This is a genomic window from Mesorhizobium sp. M8A.F.Ca.ET.207.01.1.1 (genome assembly GCF_004794715.1).
Classification (GTDB): Bacteria; Pseudomonadota; Alphaproteobacteria; order Rhizobiales; family Rhizobiaceae; genus Mesorhizobium.
In genome coordinates, this window is record NZ_SRUS01000003.1 from 321,071 (window position 1) to 345,669 (window position 24,599).

General features: G+C 64.5%; 23 protein-coding genes. 11 read left to right on the forward strand and 12 right to left on the reverse strand.

The genetic code is table 11. The features are described 5' to 3' along the window. Window positions 1-65: 65 nt before the first annotated feature. The 5 genes from EN850_RS10245 (at window position 66) to EN850_RS10265 (ending at window position 3,661) form a co-directional block, all read left to right on the forward strand. A complete protein-coding gene (locus EN850_RS10245) occupies window positions 66-821 on the forward strand; it encodes a COG4280 domain-containing protein (protein ID WP_136091164.1) in 756 nt (251 codons plus the stop codon). Next, window positions 818-1,033 (forward strand): hypothetical protein, encoded by a 216-nt coding sequence (locus tag EN850_RS10250; RefSeq protein WP_127279298.1) that lies wholly within the window; start codon window positions 818-820, stop codon window positions 1,031-1,033. The genes EN850_RS10245 and EN850_RS10250 overlap by 4 nt, the downstream gene beginning before the upstream one ends. Window positions 1,034-1,326: 293 nt before the next feature. After that, window positions 1,327-2,130, forward strand: coding sequence for a transporter substrate-binding domain-containing protein (locus tag EN850_RS10255; RefSeq protein WP_136091165.1), 804 nt, complete (start codon window positions 1,327-1,329; stop codon window positions 2,128-2,130). A gap of 69 nt (window positions 2,131-2,199) precedes the next feature. Continuing rightward, window positions 2,200-2,865, forward strand: a complete 666-nt coding sequence (locus EN850_RS10260) for an amino acid ABC transporter permease (RefSeq protein ID WP_136091166.1) — start codon at window positions 2,200-2,202, stop codon at window positions 2,863-2,865. Between the two features lie 103 nt (window positions 2,866-2,968). Further along, window positions 2,969-3,661: an amino acid ABC transporter permease gene (locus EN850_RS10265; protein ID WP_127280478.1), complete on the forward strand. Its 693-nt coding sequence runs from the start codon at window positions 2,969-2,971 to the stop codon at window positions 3,659-3,661. A 9-nt stretch (window positions 3,662-3,670) separates the two neighbouring features. On the opposite strand, the gene EN850_RS10270 is transcribed toward EN850_RS10265, so the two are convergent. From EN850_RS10270 to EN850_RS10320, 11 genes are all read right to left on the reverse strand, one after another. Next, window positions 3,671-4,552, reverse strand: a complete 882-nt coding sequence (locus tag EN850_RS10270; protein WP_136091167.1) for an SMP-30/gluconolactonase/LRE family protein — start codon at window positions 4,550-4,552, stop codon at window positions 3,671-3,673. Between the two features lie 12 nt (window positions 4,553-4,564). Next, window positions 4,565-5,527: an ABC transporter permease gene (locus EN850_RS10275; RefSeq protein WP_136091168.1), complete on the reverse strand. Its 963-nt coding sequence runs from the start codon at window positions 5,525-5,527 to the stop codon at window positions 4,565-4,567. Continuing rightward, complete coding sequence (locus tag EN850_RS10280) at window positions 5,524-6,501, reverse strand: ABC transporter permease (RefSeq protein ID WP_246689171.1); 978 nt, start codon at window positions 6,499-6,501, stop codon at window positions 5,524-5,526. The genes EN850_RS10275 and EN850_RS10280 overlap by 4 nt, the downstream gene beginning before the upstream one ends. A gap of 57 nt (window positions 6,502-6,558) precedes the next feature. Then, entirely contained in the window at window positions 6,559-8,061 is a 1,503-nt protein-coding gene (locus tag EN850_RS10285) for a sugar ABC transporter ATP-binding protein (protein ID WP_245464333.1), read from the reverse strand. Window positions 8,062-8,129: 68 nt separating this feature from the next. Beyond that, window positions 8,130-9,197 (reverse strand): substrate-binding domain-containing protein, encoded by a 1,068-nt coding sequence (locus EN850_RS10290; RefSeq protein WP_135930218.1) that lies wholly within the window; start codon window positions 9,195-9,197, stop codon window positions 8,130-8,132. A 165-nt stretch (window positions 9,198-9,362) separates the two neighbouring features. Beyond that, window positions 9,363-10,427 carry a sugar ABC transporter substrate-binding protein gene (locus tag EN850_RS10295; protein WP_135930217.1) on the reverse strand — a complete coding sequence of 355 codons (1,065 nt, stop codon included), beginning with the start codon at window positions 10,425-10,427 and terminating at the stop codon, window positions 9,363-9,365. 292 nt (window positions 10,428-10,719) lie between these two features. Beyond that, window positions 10,720-11,490 (reverse strand): GntR family transcriptional regulator, encoded by a 771-nt coding sequence (locus tag EN850_RS10300; RefSeq protein ID WP_136091170.1) that lies wholly within the window; start codon window positions 11,488-11,490, stop codon window positions 10,720-10,722. An 82-nt stretch (window positions 11,491-11,572) separates the two neighbouring features. Beyond that, window positions 11,573-12,301, reverse strand: coding sequence for an E3 binding domain-containing protein (locus EN850_RS10305; RefSeq protein WP_136091171.1), 729 nt, complete (start codon window positions 12,299-12,301; stop codon window positions 11,573-11,575). Next, the gene (locus EN850_RS10310; RefSeq protein WP_127871223.1) at window positions 12,298-13,305 is read right to left on the reverse strand and encodes a C-terminal binding protein; all 1,008 of its coding nucleotides are present in this window, start codon (window positions 13,303-13,305) and stop codon (window positions 12,298-12,300) included. Before EN850_RS10310 ends, EN850_RS10305 begins: the two co-directional genes overlap by 4 nt. A gap of 33 nt (window positions 13,306-13,338) precedes the next feature. Beyond that, window positions 13,339-15,732, reverse strand: a complete 2,394-nt coding sequence (locus EN850_RS10315) for a thiamine pyrophosphate-dependent enzyme (protein WP_246689172.1) — start codon at window positions 15,730-15,732, stop codon at window positions 13,339-13,341. 137 nt (window positions 15,733-15,869) lie between these two features. Beyond that, window positions 15,870-17,090, reverse strand: a complete 1,221-nt coding sequence (locus EN850_RS10320; RefSeq protein WP_136091173.1) for a mandelate racemase/muconate lactonizing enzyme family protein — start codon at window positions 17,088-17,090, stop codon at window positions 15,870-15,872. 117 nt (window positions 17,091-17,207) lie between these two features. On the opposite strand from EN850_RS10320, the gene EN850_RS10325 reads away from it, so the two are divergent. From EN850_RS10325 to EN850_RS10340, 4 genes are read left to right on the forward strand one after another with little or no spacing between them, the layout of a single operon-like run. Beyond that, window positions 17,208-18,002 (forward strand): SDR family oxidoreductase, encoded by a 795-nt coding sequence (locus EN850_RS10325; RefSeq protein WP_127871226.1) that lies wholly within the window; start codon window positions 17,208-17,210, stop codon window positions 18,000-18,002. A 5-nt stretch (window positions 18,003-18,007) separates the two neighbouring features. Further along, window positions 18,008-18,856 carry a transketolase gene (locus EN850_RS10330; RefSeq protein WP_136091174.1) on the forward strand — a complete coding sequence of 283 codons (849 nt, stop codon included), beginning with the start codon at window positions 18,008-18,010 and terminating at the stop codon, window positions 18,854-18,856. After that, window positions 18,853-19,842, forward strand: a complete 990-nt coding sequence (locus tag EN850_RS10335; protein ID WP_136091175.1) for a transketolase C-terminal domain-containing protein — start codon at window positions 18,853-18,855, stop codon at window positions 19,840-19,842. Before EN850_RS10330 ends, EN850_RS10335 begins: the two co-directional genes overlap by 4 nt. A gap of 9 nt (window positions 19,843-19,851) precedes the next feature. Beyond that, a complete protein-coding gene (locus EN850_RS10340; protein ID WP_136091176.1) occupies window positions 19,852-21,033 on the forward strand; it encodes a mandelate racemase/muconate lactonizing enzyme family protein in 1,182 nt (393 codons plus the stop codon). A gap of 241 nt (window positions 21,034-21,274) precedes the next feature. Here EN850_RS10340 and EN850_RS10350 read toward each other — a convergent pair whose 3' ends face one another. After that, window positions 21,275-22,306, reverse strand: coding sequence for a substrate-binding domain-containing protein (locus EN850_RS10350; RefSeq protein ID WP_135882664.1), 1,032 nt, complete (start codon window positions 22,304-22,306; stop codon window positions 21,275-21,277). A gap of 242 nt (window positions 22,307-22,548) precedes the next feature. On the opposite strand from EN850_RS10350, the gene EN850_RS10355 reads away from it, so the two are divergent. Together EN850_RS10355 and EN850_RS10360 are read left to right on the forward strand one after the other, a co-directional pair. Continuing rightward, window positions 22,549-23,559: an ABC transporter permease gene (locus tag EN850_RS10355; RefSeq protein ID WP_127871230.1), complete on the forward strand. Its 1,011-nt coding sequence runs from the start codon at window positions 22,549-22,551 to the stop codon at window positions 23,557-23,559. 53 nt (window positions 23,560-23,612) lie between these two features. After that, window positions 23,613-24,587 carry a substrate-binding domain-containing protein gene (locus EN850_RS10360; RefSeq protein WP_136091177.1) on the forward strand — a complete coding sequence of 325 codons (975 nt, stop codon included), beginning with the start codon at window positions 23,613-23,615 and terminating at the stop codon, window positions 24,585-24,587. The last annotated feature ends 12 nt before the right edge of the window (window positions 24,588-24,599 follow it).

Genomic DNA, 24,599 nt, shown 5'->3' on the forward strand with positions numbered 1-24,599 from the left:
ATTCTGGACTACGATCCGGGAATTCGCCCCCAGGGAATCAGGGTCGAGCAAGACAGGAAGCCTTGATGCAGACACTGACACCCATCCTCTCGACAGTCACGGCGGCATTTCTCGCCTCCCTGGTCGAGGTCGTCGAAGCCTTCACCATTGTGCTCGCGGTCGGGGTGACACGCAGCTGGCGTCCGGCCTTGACGGGTGCTGCGCTGGCTCTGGCAGTGCTGGCAACCCTGGTGCTGGCGTTCGGGCCGCTGCTGGCGCTTGTCCCCATCAACACGCTGCAGTTCATCGTCGGGGTGCTGCTAATCCTGTTCGGCATGCGCTGGCTGCGAAAAGCCATCCTGCGCAGCGTCGGCGTCATCGCCCTGCATGACGAAGAGGCGGCCTTCGCCAAGGAAACCGCCGCGCTGCACCGGCAGGCTGACGATCGGCGCGCCGACTACCTCGCCGGGCTGGCCTCGTTCAAGGCGGTGCTGCTCGAGGGGGTGGAGGTGGTGTTCATCGTCATCGCTGTCGGCGCCGCGCATGGGCAGACATTTTACGCGAGCATGGGCGCGTTGGCCGCCTTCGTCCTGGTGATGCTTGCCGGTCTCGCTGTCCACCGGCCGCTGGCGCGCGTGCCGGAAAACGCCCTCAAATTCGTGGTCGGCCTGATGCTGACCAGCTTCGGCATCTTCTGGACCGGCGAGGGCATCGGCGCCGACTGGCCGGGCGCCGATCTTGCTCTGCTCGCCATCTTCGCCATCGTCGCGCTGGCATCCTTCGCCATGGTGCGCTGGCTGCGCGGCACCAATCCCACAGCCGCCGGAGGGCTCGCCCGATGAACGTCCTTCGCCTTGTCGCCAGGGAATTCTTCGGCATGTTCGTCGATGACGGCAGTCTGGCGCTGCTGGCGCTGGTCCTGGTGGCCGCGGTTACCGCGGGGGTGAAGCTGCTCGCATTGCCGCCGCTGCTCGGCGGCGCCCTCCTGCTCGTCGGCTGCCTTGCCATCCTTTTGCAAAGCGTTCGCCGCGCCGCACGCCACGCTCACCGGTAGCGGACAGCCTTCAGCGGCGCCACGGGGATCATCATCGTCTTGCCCCGGCACCCTTGACTCACGTCCAAAATGAAAAATATGGTACCGGTATCAAATGCGAAGCCCCCTAGCGGAACGCGCATGGACAGACAAATAATATTATAATAGCATACCATTATAACTCGCAGAGGAGCCGCTGACTCTCCGGTTTGCAAGGGATGTCCGCGAGCGAGCTGTTTCAAATCGTCGGGTGGCCAGGCGCCCCGCACCGTCGATATCGACACGAGGCGCCAGAAAATGCATGGGAGGAAAACATGCGGACTTTCCTGAGGGACGCGATGCTAGCCGGCATCGTGCTGGCGCTGTCGGCGCTGCTGCCGTCGATCGCTTCGGCACAGTCGGTCGATGAGATCATTTCGCGCGGCAAGCTGGTCGTTGCCATCGACACAACCACGCCGCCCTACGGCTTTCTCGACGCCAATCTGAAACCGACCGGCTTCGACATCGAGGTCGCCAACAAGATGGGCGAGGCGCTGGGCGTGCCTATGGAATTCGTCACCGTCACCTCGCCGGGCCGGATTCCGGCTTTGCTGACCAAGCAGGTCGATGCGGTGATCTCGATCTTCTCGATCACGCCGGCGCGCGCCATCCAGATCGACTATTCGATTCCCTATGCCGGCCAGTCGGCGGTGGTGATCGCGCCGAAGAGCACCTCGATCAAGGGCGTTGCCGACCTCGTCGGCAAGAAGGTTGGCCTGACGCGCGGCACCGGCGAGGACGGATTGCTGACCAAGGCCGCCGAAGCCAATCCGGGCATCGAGATCCTGCGCTTCGACGACTATTCCTCGCTGCTGCAGGCGATGGTGTCGGGCCAGATCGACGCCATGGGCGGCGGTGATTACGGCGAAATCTACCTGAAGAAAGCCGGGAACGGCGACGCCTTCGAGCAGAAATACGTGCTGAAGACCTTCTACTTCGGCATCGGCGTCGCCAAGGGCAACGACAATCTGCGCCAGTGGATCAACACCTGGCTGTTCACCATGAAGGCGGACGGCACGCTGGATGCATTGTCGATGAAGTATCGCAACCAGCCACTGCCGGTGCTGCCGGTCTTCTGATCGCGTCATTCCACGGCGGGACCGCGCATGGCAGCAGCCCCGCTTTCTCGACCTCGTGACGGAATGCCCATGCAAACCGCCCTGCAATTCGGCCAGATCCTGGTGCATCTCGATCTGTTGCTGCGCGGCCTGGAGAAGTCCATCCAGCTGGCGGCGCTGTCGATCCTGTTCGGCACCGCCATCGGTGTCCTTGGCGCCGTCGGACGCAGTTTTGGCCCACGCTTCCTGTCGTGGCTCATCGCTGCCTATGTCGAGATGATCCGCAACACGCCGCTCTTGATCCAGCTTTATTTCGTCTTCTTCTCGCTGCCGCTGTTCGGCTTCAAACTGTCGAGCAACACGGCGGCGGTCGTGGCGCTGTCGATCCATCTCGGCGCCTACGCCACCGAGATCCTGCGCGCCGGAATCGAGGCCATCCCCGAAGGGCAGATCGAAGCGGCCAAGTCGCTCGGCCTCAGCCGCTACCGCATCATCCGCCATGTCGTTCTGGTGCCGGCGGCGCGCGCCGTCTACCCATCGCTGTCGGCGCAGTTCATCCTGCAGATCATGGGCACCTCGATCGTCGGCGCCATCGCCGCGGAAGAACTGACGGCGGTGGCCAACAACCTCGTCATGCAGACCTTCCGCAGCTTCGAGGTCTATATCGTCATCGCCATCATCTATTTCGTGCTGGTGCAGGCGGCCAGCCTGTTCTTTGCCGGCATCGGCAAGCTCATGTTCCGCTGGAAGGTCTGAGCATGATCCCGAAAAGTGGAATCCGGTTTTCGGAGGAGATCATGCTCAAGCAAGAAGATAGAGCCGCATCCCGATTCCATCGGGATGGAACAGGCTCTAGATCATGAGCCTGCGCGATTTTGGCCCCAACGAACTGATGTTCCTGCTTCTGGCAACGCGTTGGACAATCCTTCTGGCGCTGATCGCCTTTGCCGGCGGCGGCCTGATCGGCCTCGTGGTGGCGGCGATCCGGGTGGCGCCGGCGCGGCCGCTGCGCTGGCTGGCCGCGGGCTACATCCAGTTCTTCATGGGCACGCCGATCCTGATCCAGCTATTCATGGCCTATTACGGTTCTTCGTTCCTTGGCTACCGGCCGGACCCCTGGGTGGCGGCGGCCGTGACCTTCTCGCTCAATGGCGGTGCTTTTTTCGGCGAAATCTTTCGCGGCGCCATCGAGGCAATTCCAAAGGGACAATGGGAGGCGTCAACGGCGCTCGGCTTCCGCTTTGTCAGGACGCTGCGGCTGGTGATCATCCCGCAGGCGGTGCGGCTGATGCTGCCGCCGACCGTCGGCTTCATGGTGCAGATCGTCAAGACGACATCGATCGCCTCGCTGATCGGCCTGACCGAGCTTGCGCGGGCCGCCACGCAGGTCAACACTGTGACCTTCCAGCCGGTGATGGTGTTCGGTACGGTGTCGCTGATCTACTTCGCGCTGTGCTGGCCGCTGTCGCTCTACGCAGGCTACCTCGAGCGTCGTTTCGCTACCGGAATGACTCGCAGGACCGAGACGCCGCTGGTCATGTCGGCAGTCTGAGCGAAGCCGTCAGCCCTTGAACGCCGGCAAGGTCAGGCCCTTGACGCCGACGTCGAGCGCGAACAGACCGCCCGGATTCTTCTGGCGCACGAAATGGCTGGCCGGGCGCTTGAGGACGGCAGAGGTGACGTAGAGGATGTCGAGGTCCTTGCCGCCGAACTCGCAACAGGTCGGCAGGTCGGTCGGCAGAACCACTGTTTCCATCAGCTCGCCATCGGGATCGTAGCGGCAGACCTTGCTGGTCACAGGGATGGTCACCCAGTAGCAGCCCTCGGCATCGACCGTGGCGCCGTCGGCGACGCCGCCTGTTGCCGTCATGTCGATGAAGGTGCGGCGGTTCTCGATGTCGCCGGTGGCGGGGTCGAAATCATAGGCCCAGACCGCGCCGGCATGGCTGTCGGAGAAGTACATGGTCTTCGAGTCCGGGCTCCAGGCCAGCCCGTTCGAGCAGCCGATGCCGTCGATCACCTTGTGCACGGAGAGATCGGGATCGAGCCGGTAGAGCGCGCCGATGAATTCGATCGGCTGTCCCGCCACCTCGAACATCGAGCCCGACCAGAAGCGGCCCTGGCGGTCCGGCTTGCCGTCGTTGAAGCGGGTCTTCGGCATATGTGCTTCCGGATCGACGATCGCCTCGAATTGGCCGGTTGCCGGATCGAAGAAATGAAAGCCATTGGTCATGGTCAGCACCAGGCCGCCCTTCTCGCGCAGGCCAAGGCAGCCGAGATATTCCGGTGTTTCGAAGACCTCGTCCTTGCCGGTCGCGGGGTCGTAGCGATGGATCAGCTTCTTCCAGATGTCGATCCACCAGAGCACGCCGGCCCTGGGGTCCCAGAGCGTGCCTTCACCAAGCTCGGCCCTGGCATCGACGACACAAGTGATCTCGACCATTCTTCCCTCCGTTCAGCCCCTGCGCAGCCTGCCGCCGAGGCCGGCAAAGGCCTCGCTGCCGATCGAGACCGTGAGCAGGATCACCGCGCCATAGACGACAAGCAGGGCGCCGCTCGACAGGTTGAGCGCCGGCAAAAGACCAGTGAGGATGGTCAGCACCATGGCGCCGGCGACGGTGCCGAGATAGTGGCCGCTGCCGCCGAGGATCGAGGCGCCGCCAATGGCGACCGCGGCGATCGAGGTGAACAGATAGGCATCACCCATGCCGAGATAGGCCTGGCCGGAATAGCCGGTCAAAAGCATGCCGGCGAAGGCGGCGGCAAGGCCCGAAATCACATAGGTCAGGATGGTGGTGCGTGCCGTCGGCACGCCTGAGAATTCGGCCACGGTGGCGCTGGTGCCGAGCGCATAGAGGTGACGGCCAAAGGCCGCCTTGGAGAGCAGCACGGTCGCCACCAGCGTCAGGGCGAGCCAGATCAGCGCGATGACCGGAAAGCCGGCTATGCGGCCGACCGACAGGAACTGGATCAGCGCCGGCGCCGAGGCGGTCGGCGAGCCGCCGGTCAGCACCAGGATCAGGCCTTGCAGGATGACGTTGGTGGCCAGCGTCATGATGATCGGCGGTACGCCGAACCGGGCGACGCCGACACCATTGATCAGCCCGATGAAGGCGCCGCCGGCGAGCAGCAGCGGCATCACCCAGACCAGCGGCAGATCCTGCCCGCCGCACAGCAGCGCCATGATGATCGCCGCCGAATTCAGCACCCATGGCACCGAGAGATCGATGCCGCCGCCGATGATGACGAAGGTCTGGCCGAGCGCGACGATGCCGACAAAGGCCGCCAGCACGACGGTGGAGCGCATGTTGGAGACGGAGAGGAAGCCGGGCGAGAACAGCGCCGTGACCAGGAGCAGCACGACCACGCCGGCATAGGCGAGCACAATCAGCCGGTTGCGGGCGAGGAAGGCACTCATTGGACGCGGCCCCTTGCGGTTTTCTCGGCGACGGAACTGGCCAGCACCGAGAGCAGCAGGATGACACCGGACGCGACCGGCTGCCAGTAGCTCGATACATGCAGCACGAAGACGAGGTTGCCGATGAGGGTGAGCACGAAGGCGCCGATCAGCGTGCCGGCTAGATGGCCCCGGCCGCCGAACAGGCTGACGCCGCCAATGACCGCCGCCGCCACCGAAGGGAGGATGTAGTCCTTGCCGATGGTCGGCGAACCGGCACCGGTCTGTGTCACCAGGAACAGCGCCGCGCCCGCCGCGAACAGGCCGGACAGGCCGTAGGTGACGAGATTGACGCGGGTGATGGAGACACCAGACAGGAAGGCCGATTTTTCGTTCGATCCGGTTGCCTGGATCGAAATGCCCACCCGGGTGGCGCGGAACCACCACCAGAACAGCAGCAGGACCAGCAACATCCAGACCGGGCTGGTGAGGCCGAAGAGCTGCGTGGAGGCAAAGCCGACCCACCATGTGGGAATGCTGCCGCCGTCGGTCGGCAGGATGATCATGGCGACACCGTTGAGGATCGACCATGTCGCGAGCGTCACCAGGAAGGGCTGCAGCTTGAGCAGTGAGATCAGCAGGCCGTTGATCGCGCCGATGACAAAACCGAGCGCAAGGATGGCCAACGCCCAGAACCCGGTGGTTGACGGATCATCGGCGAACCGTGTCGCGGCGATCACCGTGCCAAGGCTGATCATGCCGCCGATCGACAGGTCGATGCCGCCGCGCAGCAGCACGATGGTCTGGCCCGTCGCCGCCAGCATCAGCGTCATCGCCGCGGCGGTGTCGAGATTGAGTTCATCCAGCGTGAAGACGCCGGATTGCAGGCTGCCGTAGATGCCGACAATCAATGCCAGCATCAGGCAGGCGACCAGGAACGGCGCGCGGTCGAGCAAGCGGCCGCGCCAATCGATGGCCGGGGTGGTTGACTTCATGTCGGCCGGCCTTTGCATCATCTCGCCAGTCTGCTCCGCGCTCGCCATGACCATGCCTCAAGCCGCCTCGCGTTCAAGCATGGCGGCGCGCAAGATGCCGGCCTCGGAGATGCGATCGCCCTCCAGCGTCGCGGCGATACGGCCGTCGCGCATGACCAGCACGCGGTCGGCGACATGGACGAGTTCCGGCATGTCGCTGGAATGGAACAGGATCGCGTAACCCTTGGCGGCGAGGTCGCGCATCAGCTGGAAGATCTCGCCCTTGGTGCCGACGTCGACGCCCCGCGTCGGGTCGTAGAGCAAGAGCACGCGCGCTTGCGTCAACAGCATCTTGCCGAAGATCACCTTTTGCTGGTTGCCGCCCGACAAGGTACCGGCGAGCTGCTCAGGCGTGCCGGCCTTGATGCGCAGGAAATCGACCATCTCCTTGACCAGAGCCGCTTCCTTTTGCCGGCTGAGCAAGCCGTTTTCGGTGAAGCGCTTGATCACCGACAGCGTCAGGTTCTCGCGCACGCTCTTGGTAAGGAGCAGGCCTTGCCCGCGCCGGTCCTCCGGCACCAGGGCGATGCCATCCCTGCCGGTCAAAGCCTGGCGTGGATTGCTGATCGCGACCGGCTTGCCCCACAGCTCGACGGCACCGCTCGCCCTGCTGGCGCCGAACAGTGCCTGGAACAGCTCGCGTTGGCCATGGCCCTGCAAGCCGCCGACGCCGAGCACCTCGCCCTCCCGCAAGGCAAAGTCGACACCGGAGAGCCGGCTGCCGCTCGACAGGCCCTCGACCCTTAGCGCGACGCGATCCGTGGCCGTGGCCACCCGCTCGGGATAGAGCCGGTCGAGATGCCGGCCGATCATCTGGGTGACGATCTCGTTGTCGGACACGGCGTTGGCCTCGTGCGCGGCGACGGTGCTGCCATTGCGGAAGATGGTCAGCCGGTCGGCGATGGCGCGCACCTCGGCCATGCGGTGCGAGATGAAGATGACCAGCCTGCCTTCCGCCGCCAGTTGCCGGGTGAGCTTCAGCAGCCATTCGGCTTCACGCGCGGGCAAAGCCGAGGTCGCCTCGTCGAGGATGAGGATGCGCGGGTCCTTGGCCAACCCCTTGGCGATCTCCACGATCTGCCGTTCGGCCAGCGTCAGCCGCCGCAATTCCTGGTCGGGACGCAACGCCGGAAAATCATACCTTTCGAGCAAGGCAAGCGTCCTGCGGCGCATCTCGGCGCGGTTGACGGTGCGCAGCAACGTCCTTGGCTCGTGGCGGAACCAGATATTCTGTTCCACGCTGAGGTCGGGGATCAGCGACAGTTCCTGAAAGACGGCGGCAATGCCGCGCGCCTGGGCCACGTCCGGATTGGCAGGGCGATAGTCCTGGCCGTCGACCAGGATCGAGCCGCCATCGTGCCGCACCGCGCCCGACAGGATCTGGATGAAGGTGCTCTTGCCGGCGCCGTTCTCGCCGAGCAGCGCATGCACCTCGCCGGCGCGGGCGCTGAATGTCGCATCGCTCAGCGCAACGATGCCGCCATAGCGTTTGGACAGGCCTTTGACGGTGACGAGGTCCATGGATGCGCCTTCGAAAAGCTCTCCCGACATCTTGCGATGCCGGGAGACAGGGTCGTGGTCCCGTGATGTTACTTCGAGCCGGCGGCTTCCGCAGCGGTGATCTCGACCCAGTCGGGCGTGATCGGCAGCGTCAGGCCGGGCGCCTGGTCGGGGAAGGCATTTTCGCCGACCGCGATCTTGATCATCTTGGTGCCCGGATAGAGCTTGGACTCGAAGGGATCGGTGGTGACGAAATCACCCTTGACCGAGACGGAGCGCTCGGCCGGCTTCTTGCCGGTGTCGAGGATGTCGACCGCCAGCTTGATCGCTTCCGACGAAAGATAGGCCGGATTGGAGCCAAGAATGCACTTGGCCCCTTGTGTCTGCGCGCAGGTGACGGCGGCGACATTGTAGGAGAAGCCGACGACCGGGACGATCGGCCGGCCGGCATCCTTCAGCGCCTGAATGGCGCCCGAGCCGTAGCCTTGCGTCATGATGCCGTCGATCTTCGGATTGGCGGCAAGCAGCGCCGCCACGCCGGATTGTTCCGGCCCAAGTGCGTAGTTGCCGTTGTAGTAGCCGACGACCTTGATGTCGGGATATTTGGCCAGCACCTTCTCATAGCCTTGCTGCAACTGGGCCGAGATCGGCGCGCCTGCCAGGCCGCGGTCGAGGATGATGTTGCCCTTGCCGCCAAGCTGGGTGGCCATCCACTCGGCCATCACGGAGGGGATGCGATCCCAGTCGGAAGCGACGGCAAAGGCGCAGGGTTCGGTCACCACCTGGTCGAAAGAGATGACGACGATGCCGGCGTCGCAGGCCTTCTTGATGGTCGGGTTGAGCGCCGAATCCGAACCGGCGTCGACGAGGATGGCGTCCGGCTTCTGACGGATGATGTTGTTCAGCGAATTGATCTGCGCCTGGACGGTGTTCTCGACATTCTCGATCTTGAGGTCGACGCGGCCTTTCAGCGGGCCCTTGTTCACCGACACCGTGGCGACGCGTTCCATCTGCTGGCGCCAGTCATTGCCGACGAAATTGTTCGAGAGATAGATGGTGTAGGGCTTCTTGTCCTCGGCGTGGCTAGGCGCCGTGCCGATGGCGATCGCGGACACGGCAAGGCTTGCCAATCCGGCGCAAATTGTCTTCAGTTTCATGATCTCTCCTCCTTGCGTTTCCTGCATCAGCCAGTGACGGACTTCGCCATCTTGGTGGGTGCTGCGTGTAAATTGATACCGGTACCAATGCGCCTTGTCAATTTAAGCCAAGGCGCATTGGAGAGACCTGGAGGCGATCATTTCGTCACCGATCGGCAGGCATCGTCATTTCGAGCCGGCAGCCTCGGCCGGGGTGATTTCAACCCAGTCCGGGCTGACTGGAAGAAACAGGCCCGGCGCCATGTCCGGAAAGGCATTCTTGCCGACCTCTATCTTCTGCATGGTCGCGTCGGGATACAATTCCGACGGGACCGGATCGGTGGTAAGGAAGGCGTTGCGCAGCAGGATCTTCTTCTCCGCCGGCTTCTTGCCGTCCAGTATCTCCACCGCGAGTTTCAAGGCCTCGGCCGACAGATAGGCAGGGTTGGGCGCAAGGATGCACTGGGCGCCATGGGTCTGCGCACAGGTCGTCGTCGTCAGGTTGAACGGACTGCCGGTGATGGGAACGATCGGACGACCGGCGTCCTGCAGCGCCTTGATGGCTCCGGCGCCATAGCCCTGGACGAAGATGGCGTCGACTTGTGGGTGCGCCGCCAGCAGGCTGGCGACGCCGGCCTGTTCCGGTCCCAGTGCATAGTCGCCGTTGAAATAGCCGACAACTTCAATGCCGGGATATTTCTTGATGACTTCCTCGAAACCACCCTGCAGTTGGGCGGAGATCGGAGCACCGGCAAGTCCGCGGTCAACGAGGATCTTGCCCTTGCCACCGAGTTTCTTGACCAGCCATTCGGCCTCCACGCGCGGTGCCCGGCCCCAGTCGGACTCCATCGTGTAAGCGCAGGGCGCGCTAACGATCTGGTCGAAGGCGATGACCACGATGCCGGCCTTGCAGGCCTTCTCGATAGTCGGGTTGAGCGCTTCGCCGGAGCCCGCGTCGATCACGATGGCGTCGGGCTTGTTGCGAATGATGTTGTTGAGGGAATTGATCTGCGCCTGGACCGTGGTCTCGACCACCTCGACCTTGAGGTCGACGCGACCGGCAAGCGGCGGTTTCTTGACCGCGATGTCGGCGCTGCGCAGCATCTGCTGGCGCCAGTCGTTGCCGACGAAATTGTTGGACAGATAAATGGTGTAGGGCTTCTTGTCCTGTGCGTTGGCCGGCACGGCATCAATCGACAGCAAAGTCGTCGCGATCACCGCAAGGCCGGCGAAGAATGCGCCTGCTTTCATGATTTCCTCCTCCCGTGTTTGGTGTCAGCCGCGCGAACGCCGCTGCCTATCAAGTGCCTTCGCCGCACACCCCCTTATGAACAGACTTTGTTTTGTGCATGCCGCTACCCAGGACCACTGTGCACTTGGGCGACACGCACCAGGCAAATGCTCGACGTCGGATGCGGCTGCGCTTCCACGTTCGATCATGGTTCTCGACGCAGCCTCCATCCTAGCTATGATGCTATTATAATTTTATAAAGCTGTCCATGGCCGAGACGACGAAATCGGCGTGAAATCCCGCCGATCGGGTTCAGGCGAGGTCGTTCGGCGCGTCGTAGCTGATGCTGAAGAGATCGGCAGGATGCCGCGCGATGGTAAACTCGATGCTCTGCTGGTCGGCCGACTGGTAGAGCATCTCCACACTCAGGACTGCACTGCCCAGCGCGATGCCGAGGTCGTCCGCGATGACCTCGTCGGCGATCTCGGCGCGGACCGTGACATGCGCGACGTCCAGCCGCAGGCCGAGATGCCGTTGCACCGAACGAAAGATCAGCACGTCGGAAAAATCGTCCCGCTTCAGCTTCGCTCCGACAGAAGGCGGGAAATAGCTGGTGATCTGGGCCTTCTTCTGCTCACCCACCGACAGGATGCCGCGCAAGCAGTAGCCAGCCTCGTCCTTGGCCATGCCGAAATGGCGCTGAAGCACGGGGGAAACCTCCTTGCGATAGGATTTGACCGTCAGTTCGGCATCCTTTGTGAAGGCCGCCATGTCGGCGAAATTCTTGAACTTCCAGCTCAGATTGACCGAAGGGCTGCGCGCCGCCACCACTGCGGGCTTGGCCGAGCGCTTCCTGATCAGGCCGTCGGCCTCGAGATCGCGCAGCGCCTGGCGCACGGTGATAAGGCTGACGCCGAAATGCTCGGCGATGGTCGCTTCCTTGGGCAGCTCGCCGCCGACCGGGAAGGTGCCGTTGCCGATCGGCTCGCGCAGGATGTCGGCGAGCTGCCGGTAAAGCGGCCCATTGGCGCGGCCGAGCGTGCGCTTGGGAAGACTTTCGATGGTGGGAACGGAATGGTCCATGTGCCTCGTCGCGCCTGTGTCGAAGCTTTTATAATAGCTTCCTTCGCTTGAGGCTAGGCAACGGCGGCAATGATCAACCCTCTCAGACGAAGAGCCGAAGCGGGTGTTCGATGGTCGATTTCAGGGTAGCGAGCCAAGCGGCGGCGTTTGACTCATCGACGCTCGAGGCATCCGTTATCAGCAGGCACTCGGCTTGATTGCCGGCCGTGTCGAGCGAAACGGTCAAGCGCATGGCACGGCCGGGCAGAAGTGGCATCATAATCGGCCGAATGCTGCTTGCGGGGAGAGGCCGCAGAGATAGAACCGCGAACTTTCCCGCGTCGTCACGGTCGCCACGCAGGGATGCAAGCCGCGCTGCGCGCATCGATGTCAGGGATATCTCCGGAACTGTCGCGAACACTGCTTGCCGGCCGGGCAGTTCCAATGCCACGCAAGCATCGGCGCCCCGATCGATATCTGGGGATTCATCGAATGCTCTACCTGCCGCACGCAAGAGCACATCGTCGATGTCGAACACCCTCCCCGTACTTTCCATGGCGGCCAGAAGGTCTTTCAGAGCGCCCAGTGCTATCGATGTGGCAAAGGCGGCGATGCTGGATGCGGCGACGGAAGGGGAGGCTGGAGCGGCCTCGACAGCAGGCTGACCGACAGGCCGCGCGGGCGTGGCGAAGCTCAGCACATCGGCGGCCAGGATGCGCCCACCCGGACCGCTGCCCCGAAGCGTCTCGAGCGGCAGCGCACGCTCGCGCGCCAGGCGGCGGGCGTATGGGGAAACCGCGAGACGCCTCGCCTGCACCGCCGCTGCATTCATTTCAGATACTCGGAGTTGACGCAGTTGGTGAGCCGGCCCTCGGCAAGATAGGCGTGCACGACTTCGATCGATTTCAGCCTGAGGTCGCGCATCGATGCCGGGCTGTAGAAGGCGGCATGCGGGGTGACGATCAGGCGATTGGCGATCCACGGCTCGCGATTGCGCCACGCCGCCAGCAGCGGATGGTCGAGATCGCCCGGTTCGTTCGGCAGCACGTCAAGCCCGGCACCGCTGACCGTGCCGTTGCGCATCGCCGTCTCCAGCGCGTCGAGATCGACGATCGGGCCGCGCGCGGTGTTGATCAGCACGAGGCCTGGCCTGGCGGCGGCGAAGGTCGCCGCGCCGAGCAGCTTGCGGGTTTCTTCGCTGAGCGGTGCGTGGACACTCACCACATCGGCTCGCCCCATCAACTCCGCCAGCGAATGGACGCGTTCGTAGCCGGTCGAGAGATCAACGCCGGACAGGAGGTGCGGATCATAGAATACCACCTTCATGTCGAAAGCGGCGGCACGGCGCGCGGTGGCGAGCCCGATACGACCGAGCCCTACAATGCCGAAGGTGGCGCCCTTGTGCCTTCTCACCAGCGGCGCCTTGGAAAAATGCCAGCCTTCGGCTCCATTGCGAAGTTCAGCGCCATAGGCCGAGGTGCCGCGTGTCAGCGCCAGCATCAGGGCGATGGCGTGGTCGGCGACCTCGGTCGTGCCATAATCCGGCACATTGCAGGCCGGGATCTTGCGTGCGCCCCAGCCTGCCGTGTCGATGTTGTCGAAGCCGACGCCGGAACGCACCGCGATGCGTGCCTTGGGAAAGGCCGACGGGGCGGCGGCGACATTGTGGGTCGGCGAATAGTTGATGACGGCGTCGGCCGTCTGGCAGACGGCCGGATCGAGCGCGGCGGCCTTGTCATTGGTCGAGCGGGCGAGGATGAACTCGATGTCGGGATAATGCTCGCGCTCGAGTTCGGCCTCGTCGGCGGCTTGCCAGTTGGCGCACAGGATCTTCATGCCAGTCCTTCGGATTTGATGTACGGAAGTGGTCTATTTCTTGACCCCGCCGATGCGGCCGCCCATCGGCACCACCGCGCCAACCGGCTGATCGATGGCGGCAAGCGTTCCGCTGACCGGCGCCTCGATCTCGACCACGGCCTTGTCGGTCTCGATCTCTGCGATCAGCTCCCCCTCCTTGACGGGATCACCGACCGCCTTCAGCCATTTGATGACAGTGCCTTCGCTCACCGTTAGGTCGCCGAACGGCATTGTCACCGGCTCGTCGTCGCTGGCGGCGACCGGGGGCTGGGCCGATGGCGCGGGTGGCACCACCTTGACGGGGGCAGGGGTTGGTTTAGCCGGCGCAGCGCTTTTCAGACCGACCGTATACCAGTGATCCGGCACTGGCGGCCGGCCTGCGATGACGTCGCGCACGCCTTGCGCGATCCGGGCCGTATCGACCAGCATGGCGCGCTCCAGCACCGGTGCGAAGGGATGCGAGGTCGGCGCCGTGTGCAATCGTCCGGGCGGTGCGTCGAGTTCGTCGAAGGCGAGTTCGTTGATCGCCTGGGCGATCTCGCCGCCCAGCCCGCACATCGCCCAGGCCTCGTCGACGACGAGCAGGCGATGGGTCTTGCGGACGCTGGCGACGATGCTGTCGATATCGAGCGGCATGATGGTGCGCGGGTCGATCACCTCGGCCTCGATGCCTTCGCCGGCCAGCGCTTCGGCGGCTTCAAGGGCGCGCTGCACCATCTGGCCGGCGGCGACGATGGTGATGTCGGTGCCGGTCCGGGCGATGCGCGCGACCCCGAACGGCACAAAATGCTCGCCGACCGGCACCTCGCCTTTGGAGGCAAACAGCGCCTTGGGCTCCAGCATGATGACGGGATCGCCGGCCCGCAGCGCGGTCTTCATCAACCCCTTGGCATCCGCCGGGGTCGAAGGCACGCAGACGATGAGGCCGGGCATGTGGGCGAAGATCGGATGGTAGATGCCGCTGTGATGCGGCCCGGAACTGCGCAGCGCGCCGGCACCGACGCGCACCACCATCGGCGCGCTCATCAGGCCGCTGGTCATGTAGCGCAGCTTGGCGGCCTGCAGAAAGATCTGGCCGGCGGTCTCGAAGGCGAAGTCGGCGAACATCAGATCCGAGACGGTCCGCGCGCCGGTGGCCGAAGCGCCGACGGCGGCGGCGGTAAAGCCTTGTTCGGAGATCGGCGTATCGACCATCCGCTCGGCGCCGAACTCCTGCCACAGGTTCTTGGTGTGCGCGAAACTGCCGCCGCGCTCGCCGGTGCCCTCGCCGAAATAAAGGATCGCCGGATTGGCGCGCATTTCCTCGGCGAGGCCGTCGCGCACCGCCTCCAGCCAGCCTTGCATGCGCGTCTCGCCGACCGCGCGCGGCTGCAGGGCGGCGGGCGGATTGATCGGGTCGGCGAAAACATGCAGGCGCACGGTGGCCGGATCAGGCTCGGGCGAGTTGCGGGCGAAGGTCAGCGCCTGCTTGACCACGGTCTCGATCCGCGCCTCTATTGCTGCAAGCGCCTCGGCGTCGGCAATGCCGTAGTCCTCGATCAGTTTCCTGCGGAACATGTCGATCGGATCGCGCTTGATCCAGGCGTCGAGTTCTTCCTGCGTCCGGTAGGTGCCGATGACCGGATCGCCTTCGTGGTGGCCGACCGTGCGATAGGTCTTGGCCTCGATCAGCGTCGGGCCCTTGCCGGCGCGGGCGCGTTCGGTGGCTTCCTTCATCGCCAGCCAGACAGCGAAGACGTCGTTGCCGTCGACGGCGACGCCGGGCATGCCATAGGACGCCGCCTTGCTGGCGATCTCGGGATTGAGCGTGACGGATTTGAGCGGCGTCGCGGTGGCGTAGAGATTGTTCTCGCAGATGAAGATGGCGGGCGCGCGTTGCACGGCCGCGAAGTTGAGCGCCTCGTGGAAGCCGCCATGATTGGCGGCGCCATCGCCGAAGAAGGCGACGCCGATATCGTCGCGGCCTTGCTGGCGCGCGCTCATGCCGATGCCGACGGCATGGCCGATGCCGGCGGCGACGATGCCATTGGTGCCGAACAGGCCGACCGAGCGGTCATAGAGATGCATGGTGCCGCCGCGCCCGCCGCAGATACCATCGGCCTTGCCGAACAGCTCGGCCATCACCCGGCCGGGATCGGCGCCCTTCGCCAGCGCATGGCCGTGCCCGCGATGGGTCGAGGTCACCCAGTCGGTGGGCCTGAGATGCGCGCAGACACCGACGCCGGTCGCCTCCTCGCCGATATAGAGGTGCAGGAAACCGGGCGTTTCGCCCTTGCGGCAGGCGATCTGGGCGATGCTTTCGAAGCGGCGCAGCAGCACCATGCGTTCGAACAGGTCGAGCAGGATTTTCCGGTCGGGCAGATTTGACGCACTCCTGGAATCCTCGCGTGCACGCGCCGCAGACATTGCCACCAAAGCCTCCCTGAATGCATCTGGCGCCGGGCGGCAGAGCGCCGGCGGCGGGCTTGTTGGTCGCCCGCTTCGACGCATCATAGATTATAATAGCATAATGTCTACTGGCTCTGACCGAGCTGTGCGAGAGGCTAGAGTCTGGTGATCCGCACGGCTGCGTCAGGCCGCTGGAACAGCTCCGGCCGCAGGCTGAGGCCAAGGCCCGGCCCTTCGAGCGGCGCGACATGACCGTCCTGGACCGGCGGGATGTCGGCGACGATCTCGGTGTACCAGCCGGTGAAGTAGGCGCGTACCGCTTCCTGGTAATTGACGTTCGGCAAGGTCGCCGACAAGGCGCAGCTCGCCGCATAGACGATCGGTCCGGTGCAGTCGTGCAAGGTGACAGGCAGTTCGCTGGCTTCGGCCATGTTGGCGATCTTGCGCGCCTCGGACAGGCCGCCGCACCAGGCGAGGTCGATCATGATCACGCTAGCCGCGCGCTTGTCGATCAACTGCTTGAACATCTGCCGCGACGCCAGCCTTTCGCTGGCGGCGATCGGGATGGAGGTGTGGCGGGCGAGCTCGGCCATGGCGTTGAGTTCGTTGTAGCGGATCGGCTCTTCCAGCCAGGCGACGTCATAGGGTTTCAGCGCCTCGGCGATGCGCAGCACCGGCGGCAAGGTCCACAGCCCATGCAGTTCGACCATGATCTCCATGTCGCGGCCGACGGCGTCGCGGATCTTGTGGAAGGGCTCCAGCGCCTTGTCGAGATCGACAAGCGAGATGCGGCTGCCGTTCGAGGCCTCGGCGGCGATGTCGAACGGCCAGACTTTCATGGCGCCAATGCCTTCCGACTTCAGGCTTTTGGCGAGATCGCCGGCATTGTAGCGCCAGGCGAGCAGGTCTTCATACGGACCTTCATTCGAATCGCCTGAATTGAGCGACCAGTCCTCGCCGCGTTCGAAAAGGGCATTCTTCTTCGTGGCGCGCACATGCTTGTAGCCGGCGCAAGTGTTGTAGATCGGCACGGTCGCGTGGGTGCGCCCGCCAAGCAGCCGCCAGACCGGCTCGCCGAGCGCCTGGCCATAAATATCCCACAGCGCGATGTTGACGGCGGAATTGCCGCGCACCTCGGCGCCGGAATCGCGCGCGCCGACATAGACGCTGCCCAGCGTGCGGTCGTGCAACTCGATGTCGCGCGGGTCCTTGCCCAAGAGATAGGACGCGACATTGTCGTGGATGTAGGCGGCGACCGGCCCCGGCGCCCAGAAGGTCTCGCCGGTTCCGACAAGGCCGGCGTCGGTGTGGACGCGCAACCAGAACAGGAACGGGAATTCGGCCAGCTGCAGCGTTTCGAGCGCGACGACTCTCATCTTTTCCTCCCAACTCCCGCCGATACTACAGTCCAAGGACAATAGCACATAGCCGTTGACAGCCATTTATGGTACCGGTATCAATTTCGTCAAGATCGCCTCCGGGAGGGTGCTCGCTTGCCTGCCCAAAATCGAAACAAGATGCCGCTCAGGGCGCTGGTCACAGGCGCTGCCGGCGGGCTCGGCCGCGAGGTGGCGGTTCAGCTGGCGCGTCGCGGCTGTTTCGTCGCGGTCACCGATATCAACGGCGATGGGCTCGCCGAGACCGCCAGGCAGATCGGCGAAACCGGCACGGAAACCGAAAGCATCGTCAGCGATTTCACGGGGGAAGGCGCGCCGGAAGCGGCCGTCGAAAAAGTCGTCGCGCGCTGGGGCGGCATCGACATCCTGGTCAACAATGCCGGCTATGGCGTGATCGAGCCCTTCCTCGACGCCACCTTCAAGGCCTGGACGCGTACGCTGGCGCTCAATGTCACAGCCCTTGCCATGGCCTGCAAGGCGGCGGGCCGGGTGATGCGGGAGCAGCGCTCCGGGCGCATCATCAACATCACCTCGCCGGGCTCGCGCATGGCGCTGCCCGACTACACCGCCTACACGGCGAGCAAGGCCGGCGTCGATTCCATCACCCGCGCCGCGGCAGTGGCGCTCGCGCCCTATGGCGTGCTGGTCAACAGCCTGGCGCCGGGCATGATGGACACCGAAATGCAGCGCTCGACCGAAATCGACCTTGCCCGTGCCAATGGCCGCGACGATTTGCAGGCCTTTCTCGACGAGCGCACCCGCCGCATCCCGCTCGGCCGCCGTGCCGAGATTGCGGAAGTGGCCGAGGCCGTCGTCTGGCTCTGCCTCGACGCGCCTGATTACATGACCGCCGAGCGGCTCAACATGTCGGGCGGGCTCGACAAGGACTGATCCAGATGCTGCGAAACTCTCCTCCCGGCTACGCCGACATCGGCGCGCTCGAACGCAAGGCGATGCTGCTGCGCCGTCATATGCTGACGATGGCGCGCGGCCAGGGCCAGGGCTATATCGGCCAGGGCCTCGGCATCGCCGATGTGCTGGCGGCGCTCTATTTCCACGAGCTGCGCTACGATCCCGGCAATCTCGGTTGGCCCGACCGCGACCGTTTCCTTTTGTCGACCGGGCATTATTCCATCGCTTTGTGGGCTGCCCTGGCCGAAGCGGGCATCATTCCTGTCGATGAACTCGTCACCTATGGCGCCGACAACAGCCGGCTGGAAATGTCGACGCTCGACACCACGCCCGGCGTCGAAATGATTGGCGGTTCACTTGGCCATGGGCTGGGGCAAGGTGTCGGGCAGGCGCTGGGCCTGCGTGTCGACCGCTCCGACGCGCGCGTTTTCGTCGAGCTCTCCGATGGAGAGATGCAGGAAGGCTCGACCTGGGAAGCAGCCATGTCGGCCAGCCACTTCAAGCTCGACGGGCTGGTGGCGCTGATCGACTGCAACGGCATTCAGGCCGACGGGCCTGTGGTGCTCGACATGGAGCCGGTGGCCGACAAATGGCGCGCCTTCGGCTGGCAGACAGCCGAGATCGACGGCAATGACATGACCGCGGTGGTTGGCGCGCTGGCGGATGCGAGAAACCGCAACGGCAAGCCAAAGGCGATCATCCTGCGCACACGGCCCGGCAAGGGTGTGCCGCGCATCGAGACTTCCGAGAAGTCGCACTTCTTCCGCATCGACGTGGCGCAATGGGATGGCATCATCGCCGAGTTCGAGAAAACCGTGGGAGCGAGCCAATGAGCGGCGCGGCGATGGAGGCCGGCCGCACGCTGGCCATGGGCCAGGACGAGGCCGTCGGCGGCGGACGGCGCAGCGTTGAGGCACCCTTCGGCCGGGCATTGGCAAGGCTCGGCGAGAGCCGCCCCGACATTGTCGGACTGACCGCCGATCTCGGCAAATACACCGACATCCTGCCATTCCGAGACGCCTTCCCGGAGCGCTTCTTCAACGTCGGCATGGCCGAGCAGAATCTGGTCGCCGTCGCCGCCGGGCTGGCGCGCACCGGCAAGGTGCCGTTCGCCACCACCTATGGCGTGTTCGCGACGCGGCGCGCCTATGATTTCGTCGCCATCGCGCTGGCCCACTCCAATCTCGACGTCAAGATCGTCGCGGGCCTCCCCGGTCTGACGACCGGCTATGGCGGCACCCATCAGGCGATCGAGGATCTGGCGCTGATGCGCATGATCCCCGGCCTGACCATCATCGACCCCTGCGACGCGACCGAGATCGAAGCCGCGACCGAAGCGATTGCCCAACATCAGGGTCCGGTCTACATGAGGCTGCTGCGCGGCAGCGTGCCGGTCGTGTTCGAGCCCGGTTACGTCTTCGAGATCGGCAAGGCGCGCCGCCTGCGCCAGGGTAGCGATGTCGGCATCATCTCGACCGGCCTAATGACCGAAAGGACATTGGATGCAGCCGATGCTTTGCAAAAACGGGGCGTCGCTGCCGGCGTGCTGCATGTGCCGACCATAAAGCCGTTCGACAGCGAGGCGGTGGCCGAATTCGCCGCGTCGGTTGACCGTATCGTGACAGTGGAAAACCACGTCGTGGTCGGTGGCCTGGCGAGCCTTGTGGTCGAGACCTTGTTCGATGCCGGCATTGCGAAGACAGTGACGCGCGTCGGCCTGCCGGACCGCTATATCGAATGCGGCGCGGTGCCGACCTTGCAAGCGAAATACGGACTGACGACCGAGGCCGTCATCGCGACCATTGCCGCATTGAGCTAGGGTTCTCCCATGAAGATTACAGAGATCGAGACCTTTGCCGTCGGCGCCGGCTGGAAGAACTGGCTGTTTGTCAAAGTACATACCGACAAGGGCATCCACGGGATCGGCGAAGGCACGCTGAACGGTTTCATCAAGACTACCGAAGCCGGCGTGCACGAGTTGAAACACCTCGCCATCGGCCAGGACCCGCGCCGCATCAACGCGCTGGCCAAACGCATGCTGGACAGCGTCTCGCTCGACGGCGGCCACATCCACCGCACGGTGATCGCGGCCATCGAAGTCGCATGCTGGGACATACTGGGCAAGAGCCTCGGCGTGCCGATCCACCAATTGCTCGGCGGCCAGGTGCGCGACAGCGTGCTCGGCTATGCCAATGGCTGGTACCGCACCGAGCGCTCGCCCGAGGCCTTTCTCGATGCGGCGAAAGCGGTGCTGGCCAAAGGCTTCAAGGCATTCAAACTCGACCCGTTCGGCACCGCCCAAGGCTTCATTTCGCGCGAGGAGCTGGAGCTTTCCTACGCCATCTGCCGGACCTTACGTGACAGGCTGCCAAAGGACACGCTGATCCTGATTGACGTGCATGCGCGCTTCACCGAGATCGCCGCACTGCAGGCGGCGCAAAAATTCGCCGATCTCGACATCTACTGGTGGGAAGAGCCGACCTCGCGCGACCGCCAGGAGACCGTGCATGAAGTGGCGCACCGCTCGCCGATCCCGGTGGCGACGGGCGAGATGTACGACACGGTCGGTCAGTTCTACACGCTGGCGGCCGGCGGCGGCGTCAACATCTTCCAGCCCGAGCCGATGTCGCTCGGCGGCATCGGGCCGTCGATGCAGGTGGCCAATCTGGCGCTTGCCCATGGCAGTTACATCGCGCCGCACCAGAGCGGCGGACCGGTGGCGACGGCGGTTTGCCTGCAACTGGCGGCGGCGGTGCCGAACTTCCTCATTCAGGAACATTTCGACGCCTTCAACGACCCCTGGACGCGCGAGCTGGTGAGCTGGCATCCGACCGTCAATCCCGACAATGGCCATCTGTCGCTACCGGACGCGCCGGGGCTCGGCATCGACCTCGACATCGATGCGATCAAGGATCATCCCTACGATCCCAACGCCTATCTCAACGTCCACGCCGAAGGCTGGGAGAAACGCCTCGGGCGGCGCGAAGAGGCGGGGAAGCGTGGCCTTTAGGTTGGCAAAAGCCCTCCGGCCATTCGTCATCCTAGGGCGGAGCAAGGAGCGAAGCGACGCGGCGCAGACCCTAGGATCCACGCCGGGACTCCCGAGCGACACTGCGGTCCAAAATTCTGCTCCGCTGCACCCTACGGCCACGGTCACGGAATGGATCCTAGGGTCTTCGCGACGCCGCTTTGCGGCTGCTCCGCCCTAGGATGACGAAGCTGGGGGGCGCGTTTCGACTAACATCAAGACGTCAAGCGCTTTCGCGGTCGACGATCTCGAAGCCGAGGCTGGTGATGGTCGGCACCTTGGTGTCGCCGCCGAGCTTTGCCAGCAATTGCCGCACCGCGCGCCGGCCCATCTCGTAGCGGTTGACCTTCACCGTGGTCAGCGGCGGATGAAGCTGCGCGGCCAGATCCATGTCGCCATAGCCGGCAATGGCGATTTTTCCAGGCACCGCCCAACCGCGCCGGTGGCATTCCTGCACGGCGCCGACAGCGAGCGTATCGCTGGAAAAGAAGATCGCGTCGATATCCCTGTGGCGGGAGGTCAGCGTCACCAGCGCTTCGGCGCCGCCTTGCGCGGTGATCGGCACCTCGACCTCCAGGTCGGCATGGTTCTTGAAGCCGAGTTCGGTCAAGGCCGCGTGGTAACCGGTGCGGCGTTGCTGGAGACGATCGTTGCCGTGGATCGGCGTCGAGACGAAGCCGATGCGCTTGTAGCCCTTCGCCGCCAGATGCATGGTCATGGCATAGGCTGTCTCGAAATTGGAGACGCCGACCACCATGTCGATTGGCTTGCGGCCCTTGATCTCGGAGATCTCGACCACCGGTGCGCCGCTGCTCTTCAGCAGCGCGCGCGCCGTCTCGCTTTGCACGAAGCTCTGCAGGATCATGCCGACCGGGCGCCAGCCAAGCAGATTGCGGATCGCCTTCTCCTCGGCCTCCTGCGTGAATTCACCTTGCACCAGGAGCATCGAATAGCCGCTCTCGTGGCATTCGTCGGACATGCCTTGCACCTGTTCGGCTATGCCCGAATTGATCAGCGGTGGCACAACCGTGCCGATCATGCGGCCGTTGCCGCGCATGCTGGAGGCCAGGCGGTTGGGCACGAAGCCGGCCTGCTCGATCGCCTCGAGCACCTTGGCGCGCGTCTCCGGCGACACCATGTCGGGATTGGACAGCGCACGTGACACCGTCATCGGCGCAACGCCGACGCGCTTGGCGATCTCGCGAACGCCGAGGCGCTGCGGCTTTTTCTCGCCCGCCGGCGGCTTATCGGTCATCACCCTGCTCCAAGAGAGCGCGATCCACCAAGGCAAAGTCCCACGGATCACATCAGCCCATTCATAGCGGTTGCAGCGGACGCTTTCCAGCGACGCGACGCGCTGTCGCGAGGCGTGGAATTTTCATCGTTGACAAGTTATAATATTATAATCTTAATGAAGACGAGGAGCGCGCCGGGATTGGCGCGGGTGAATGGAGCCGGCCGCGGGATCCGGCAACAGGCGCCGCCAGGGAGGTCAGGATGAACAGCGCGGCTGAGGTGAGCTCTCCGCGCCGGGACACGCAATCGTTCCGGCGGCGACTGATCGGCTTGATTGCGGTGGGCGAAGTCGGCGTGCTGGCGGCGATGGCCTTGCTGATTGCCTTCTTCTGGTTGCTCGAACCGGCTTTCCTGTCGGAGCGCAACATCCGCGCCATTCTCAACGTCGTCTCCTTTGTCGGCATCATCGCCATCGGCCAGACGATTCTGCTGGTTGCCGGCGAGTTCGACCTGTCCGTCGGCTCGGTCGCCGGGCTGTCCGCAGTGGTCGCCGCCAAGCTGATGACCGCTGCCGCCTTGCCGGTGACCGTCGGCATTCTCGGCGGCATCGGCGTCGGCGCATTGATCGGCCTGCTCAACGGCTTGATCGTCGTCAGGCTCGGTATCCCCGCCTTCATCCAGACGCTCGGCATGCTGTTCATCGGTCAGGGGCTGATCCAGGTGGTGACCGGAGGCTATCCGGTCTATCCGCTGCCGGAGGCGATCAATACGATCGGCGGTACGGATCTCGCCTTCGGCCTCGGCTGGAGTTTCGCCTTCTTCATCATCGCGGCGGTGGCAGCCGATTTCGTGCTGCGGCGCACCGTACTCGGCCGCAACATCTATGCCACCGGCGGCAACAAGGAAGTGGCGCATCTCGTCGGCATCAACACCAATGCCTGCAAGATCGGCGCCTTCATCACCGTCGGCGCGCTGTCGGCGATCGCCGGCATGTTCGTCATGGCCGATCTCGGCAGCGGCGGCACATCGATCGGCAGTGGCTGGGAACTGACGGTCATCGCCGGTGTCGTGGTCGGCGGCGTCAGCCTGTTCGGCGGGGCCGGCACGGTCGCCGGCGGTGTCGTCGGCATCCTGATGCTGAAAGTGGTGCAGAGCGGCCTCGTCGTCATCGGCGTCAACTCCAACTGGCAGCAGATCGCGGTCGGCGTGATCATGGTCATGGCCGTCGGCCTCGACATCGTGCGCCGCCGCTACTTCATCGCCGGGGCTTGAACCGATCGAGATATTGCGCCGGCAAAATGCCGGCGAACCAAGGGAGGTAAGGCATGAGAATTCATTTGAAGACTGGGTTGATCCGCGCCGCGCTGGTGGCGGCGACAGTCGCCACCTCGCTGGGCGTGGCGAGCCTAGCGCGGGCGGCGGATGTGCATCTGCTCTGGGTGCAGGCGATGAAGGATCACCCGGTGCACCGGCTGATGCAGGCGGGCTTCCTCAACAAATGCAAGGAGCTCGGCTACACCTGCGAGGTCGTCGGCGACCCGAGCGCCACCAACTGGGATATTCCCGCGACGCTGCCGCTTGCCGAGGCCGCGCTTGCCCGTACCAAATATGACGCCATTGGCGTCTACGGGGTGGACCCGGCCATCTATTCCTACATCACCAAGCTTGCCAAGGAGGGCTTCCCGATCGTCACCTGGCACGTCCTGCCGCCGGAAGGCACCGTCAATGGACTGAAGGCTGCGACCGGAGAAGACATTGCCGAGGTCGGCGCCAATGCGGCCATCGCCATCGGCGACAAGCTCGGCGGCAAGGGCACTGTGGCGCTGACGCAAGGCGCTTCCAACGACACCGAGAACGCGATGTCGGATGCCTTCCGCAAGACCATCGCGGCAAAGTATCCCGGCATCAAGGTGCTCGATACGCAGATGGAAGGCTTCGAGCCTTCCGCCGCCGAAGCCAAGGCGGTGGCCATCCTGCAGGGCAATCCCGACGTGACCGCCGCCTTCGGCACCACCGGCAACAGCATCCAGACCTGGTCGGGCGCGGCCCGCAAGGCCGGGCGCGACGTCGTCATCATCGGCATGGACTATATCAGGCAGAACCTCGATCTGGTGAAATCGGGCGCCGCCTACGGCATCGTCGCACAGCCGCTCTACGAGGAAAGCGCCAAGGTGGCCGAACTGCTCGGCGACCTCGCCCAGGGCAAGACGGTTCCCTACAGCAATCCGTTGCCGGCCAAGGTGATCACCGCAGCCGACCTCGACCCGTACTACCAGATGCTGGACAGCGCCGGCCAGTAACGCCTGCCGCCG

Coding starts and splice junctions, on each gene's coding strand:
- EN850_RS10300 (WP_136091170.1), bottom strand. CDS start 11,490: ATGGACCATTCCGTTCCCACCATCGAAAGTCTTCCCAAGCGCACGCTC.
- EN850_RS10310 (WP_127871223.1), bottom strand. CDS start 13,305: ATGAAGATCCTGTGCGCCAACTGGCAAGCCGCCGACGAGGCCGAACTC.
- EN850_RS10290 (WP_135930218.1), bottom strand. CDS start 9,197: ATGAAACTGAAGACAATTTGCGCCGGATTGGCAAGCCTTGCCGTGTCC.
- EN850_RS10340 (WP_136091176.1), top strand. CDS start 19,852: ATGAAGATTACAGAGATCGAGACCTTTGCCGTCGGCGCCGGCTGGAAG.
- EN850_RS10320 (WP_136091173.1), bottom strand. CDS start 17,090: ATGAGAGTCGTCGCGCTCGAAACGCTGCAGCTGGCCGAATTCCCGTTC.
- EN850_RS10255 (WP_136091165.1), top strand. CDS start 1,327: ATGCGGACTTTCCTGAGGGACGCGATGCTAGCCGGCATCGTGCTGGCG.
- EN850_RS10350 (WP_135882664.1), bottom strand. CDS start 22,306: ATGACCGATAAGCCGCCGGCGGGCGAGAAAAAGCCGCAGCGCCTCGGC.
- EN850_RS10250 (WP_127279298.1), top strand. CDS start 818: ATGAACGTCCTTCGCCTTGTCGCCAGGGAATTCTTCGGCATGTTCGTC.
- EN850_RS10315 (WP_246689172.1), bottom strand. CDS start 15,732: ATGTCTGCGGCGCGTGCACGCGAGGATTCCAGGAGTGCGTCAAATCTG.
- EN850_RS10245 (WP_136091164.1), top strand. CDS start 66: ATGCAGACACTGACACCCATCCTCTCGACAGTCACGGCGGCATTTCTC.
- EN850_RS10285 (WP_245464333.1), bottom strand. CDS start 8,061: ATGGACCTCGTCACCGTCAAAGGCCTGTCCAAACGCTATGGCGGCATC.
- EN850_RS10270 (WP_136091167.1), bottom strand. CDS start 4,552: ATGGTCGAGATCACTTGTGTCGTCGATGCCAGGGCCGAGCTTGGTGAA.
- EN850_RS10330 (WP_136091174.1), top strand. CDS start 18,008: ATGCTGCGAAACTCTCCTCCCGGCTACGCCGACATCGGCGCGCTCGAA.
- EN850_RS10265 (WP_127280478.1), top strand. CDS start 2,969: ATGAGCCTGCGCGATTTTGGCCCCAACGAACTGATGTTCCTGCTTCTG.
- EN850_RS10295 (WP_135930217.1), bottom strand. CDS start 10,427: ATGAAAGCAGGCGCATTCTTCGCCGGCCTTGCGGTGATCGCGACGACT.
- EN850_RS10280 (WP_246689171.1), bottom strand. CDS start 6,501: ATGAAGTCAACCACCCCGGCCATCGATTGGCGCGGCCGCTTGCTCGAC.
- EN850_RS10275 (WP_136091168.1), bottom strand. CDS start 5,527: ATGAGTGCCTTCCTCGCCCGCAACCGGCTGATTGTGCTCGCCTATGCC.
- EN850_RS10355 (WP_127871230.1), top strand. CDS start 22,549: ATGAACAGCGCGGCTGAGGTGAGCTCTCCGCGCCGGGACACGCAATCG.
- EN850_RS10260 (WP_136091166.1), top strand. CDS start 2,200: ATGCAAACCGCCCTGCAATTCGGCCAGATCCTGGTGCATCTCGATCTG.
- EN850_RS10305 (WP_136091171.1), bottom strand. CDS start 12,301: ATGAATGCAGCGGCGGTGCAGGCGAGGCGTCTCGCGGTTTCCCCATAC.
- EN850_RS10335 (WP_136091175.1), top strand. CDS start 18,853: ATGAGCGGCGCGGCGATGGAGGCCGGCCGCACGCTGGCCATGGGCCAG.
- EN850_RS10360 (WP_136091177.1), top strand. CDS start 23,613: ATGAGAATTCATTTGAAGACTGGGTTGATCCGCGCCGCGCTGGTGGCG.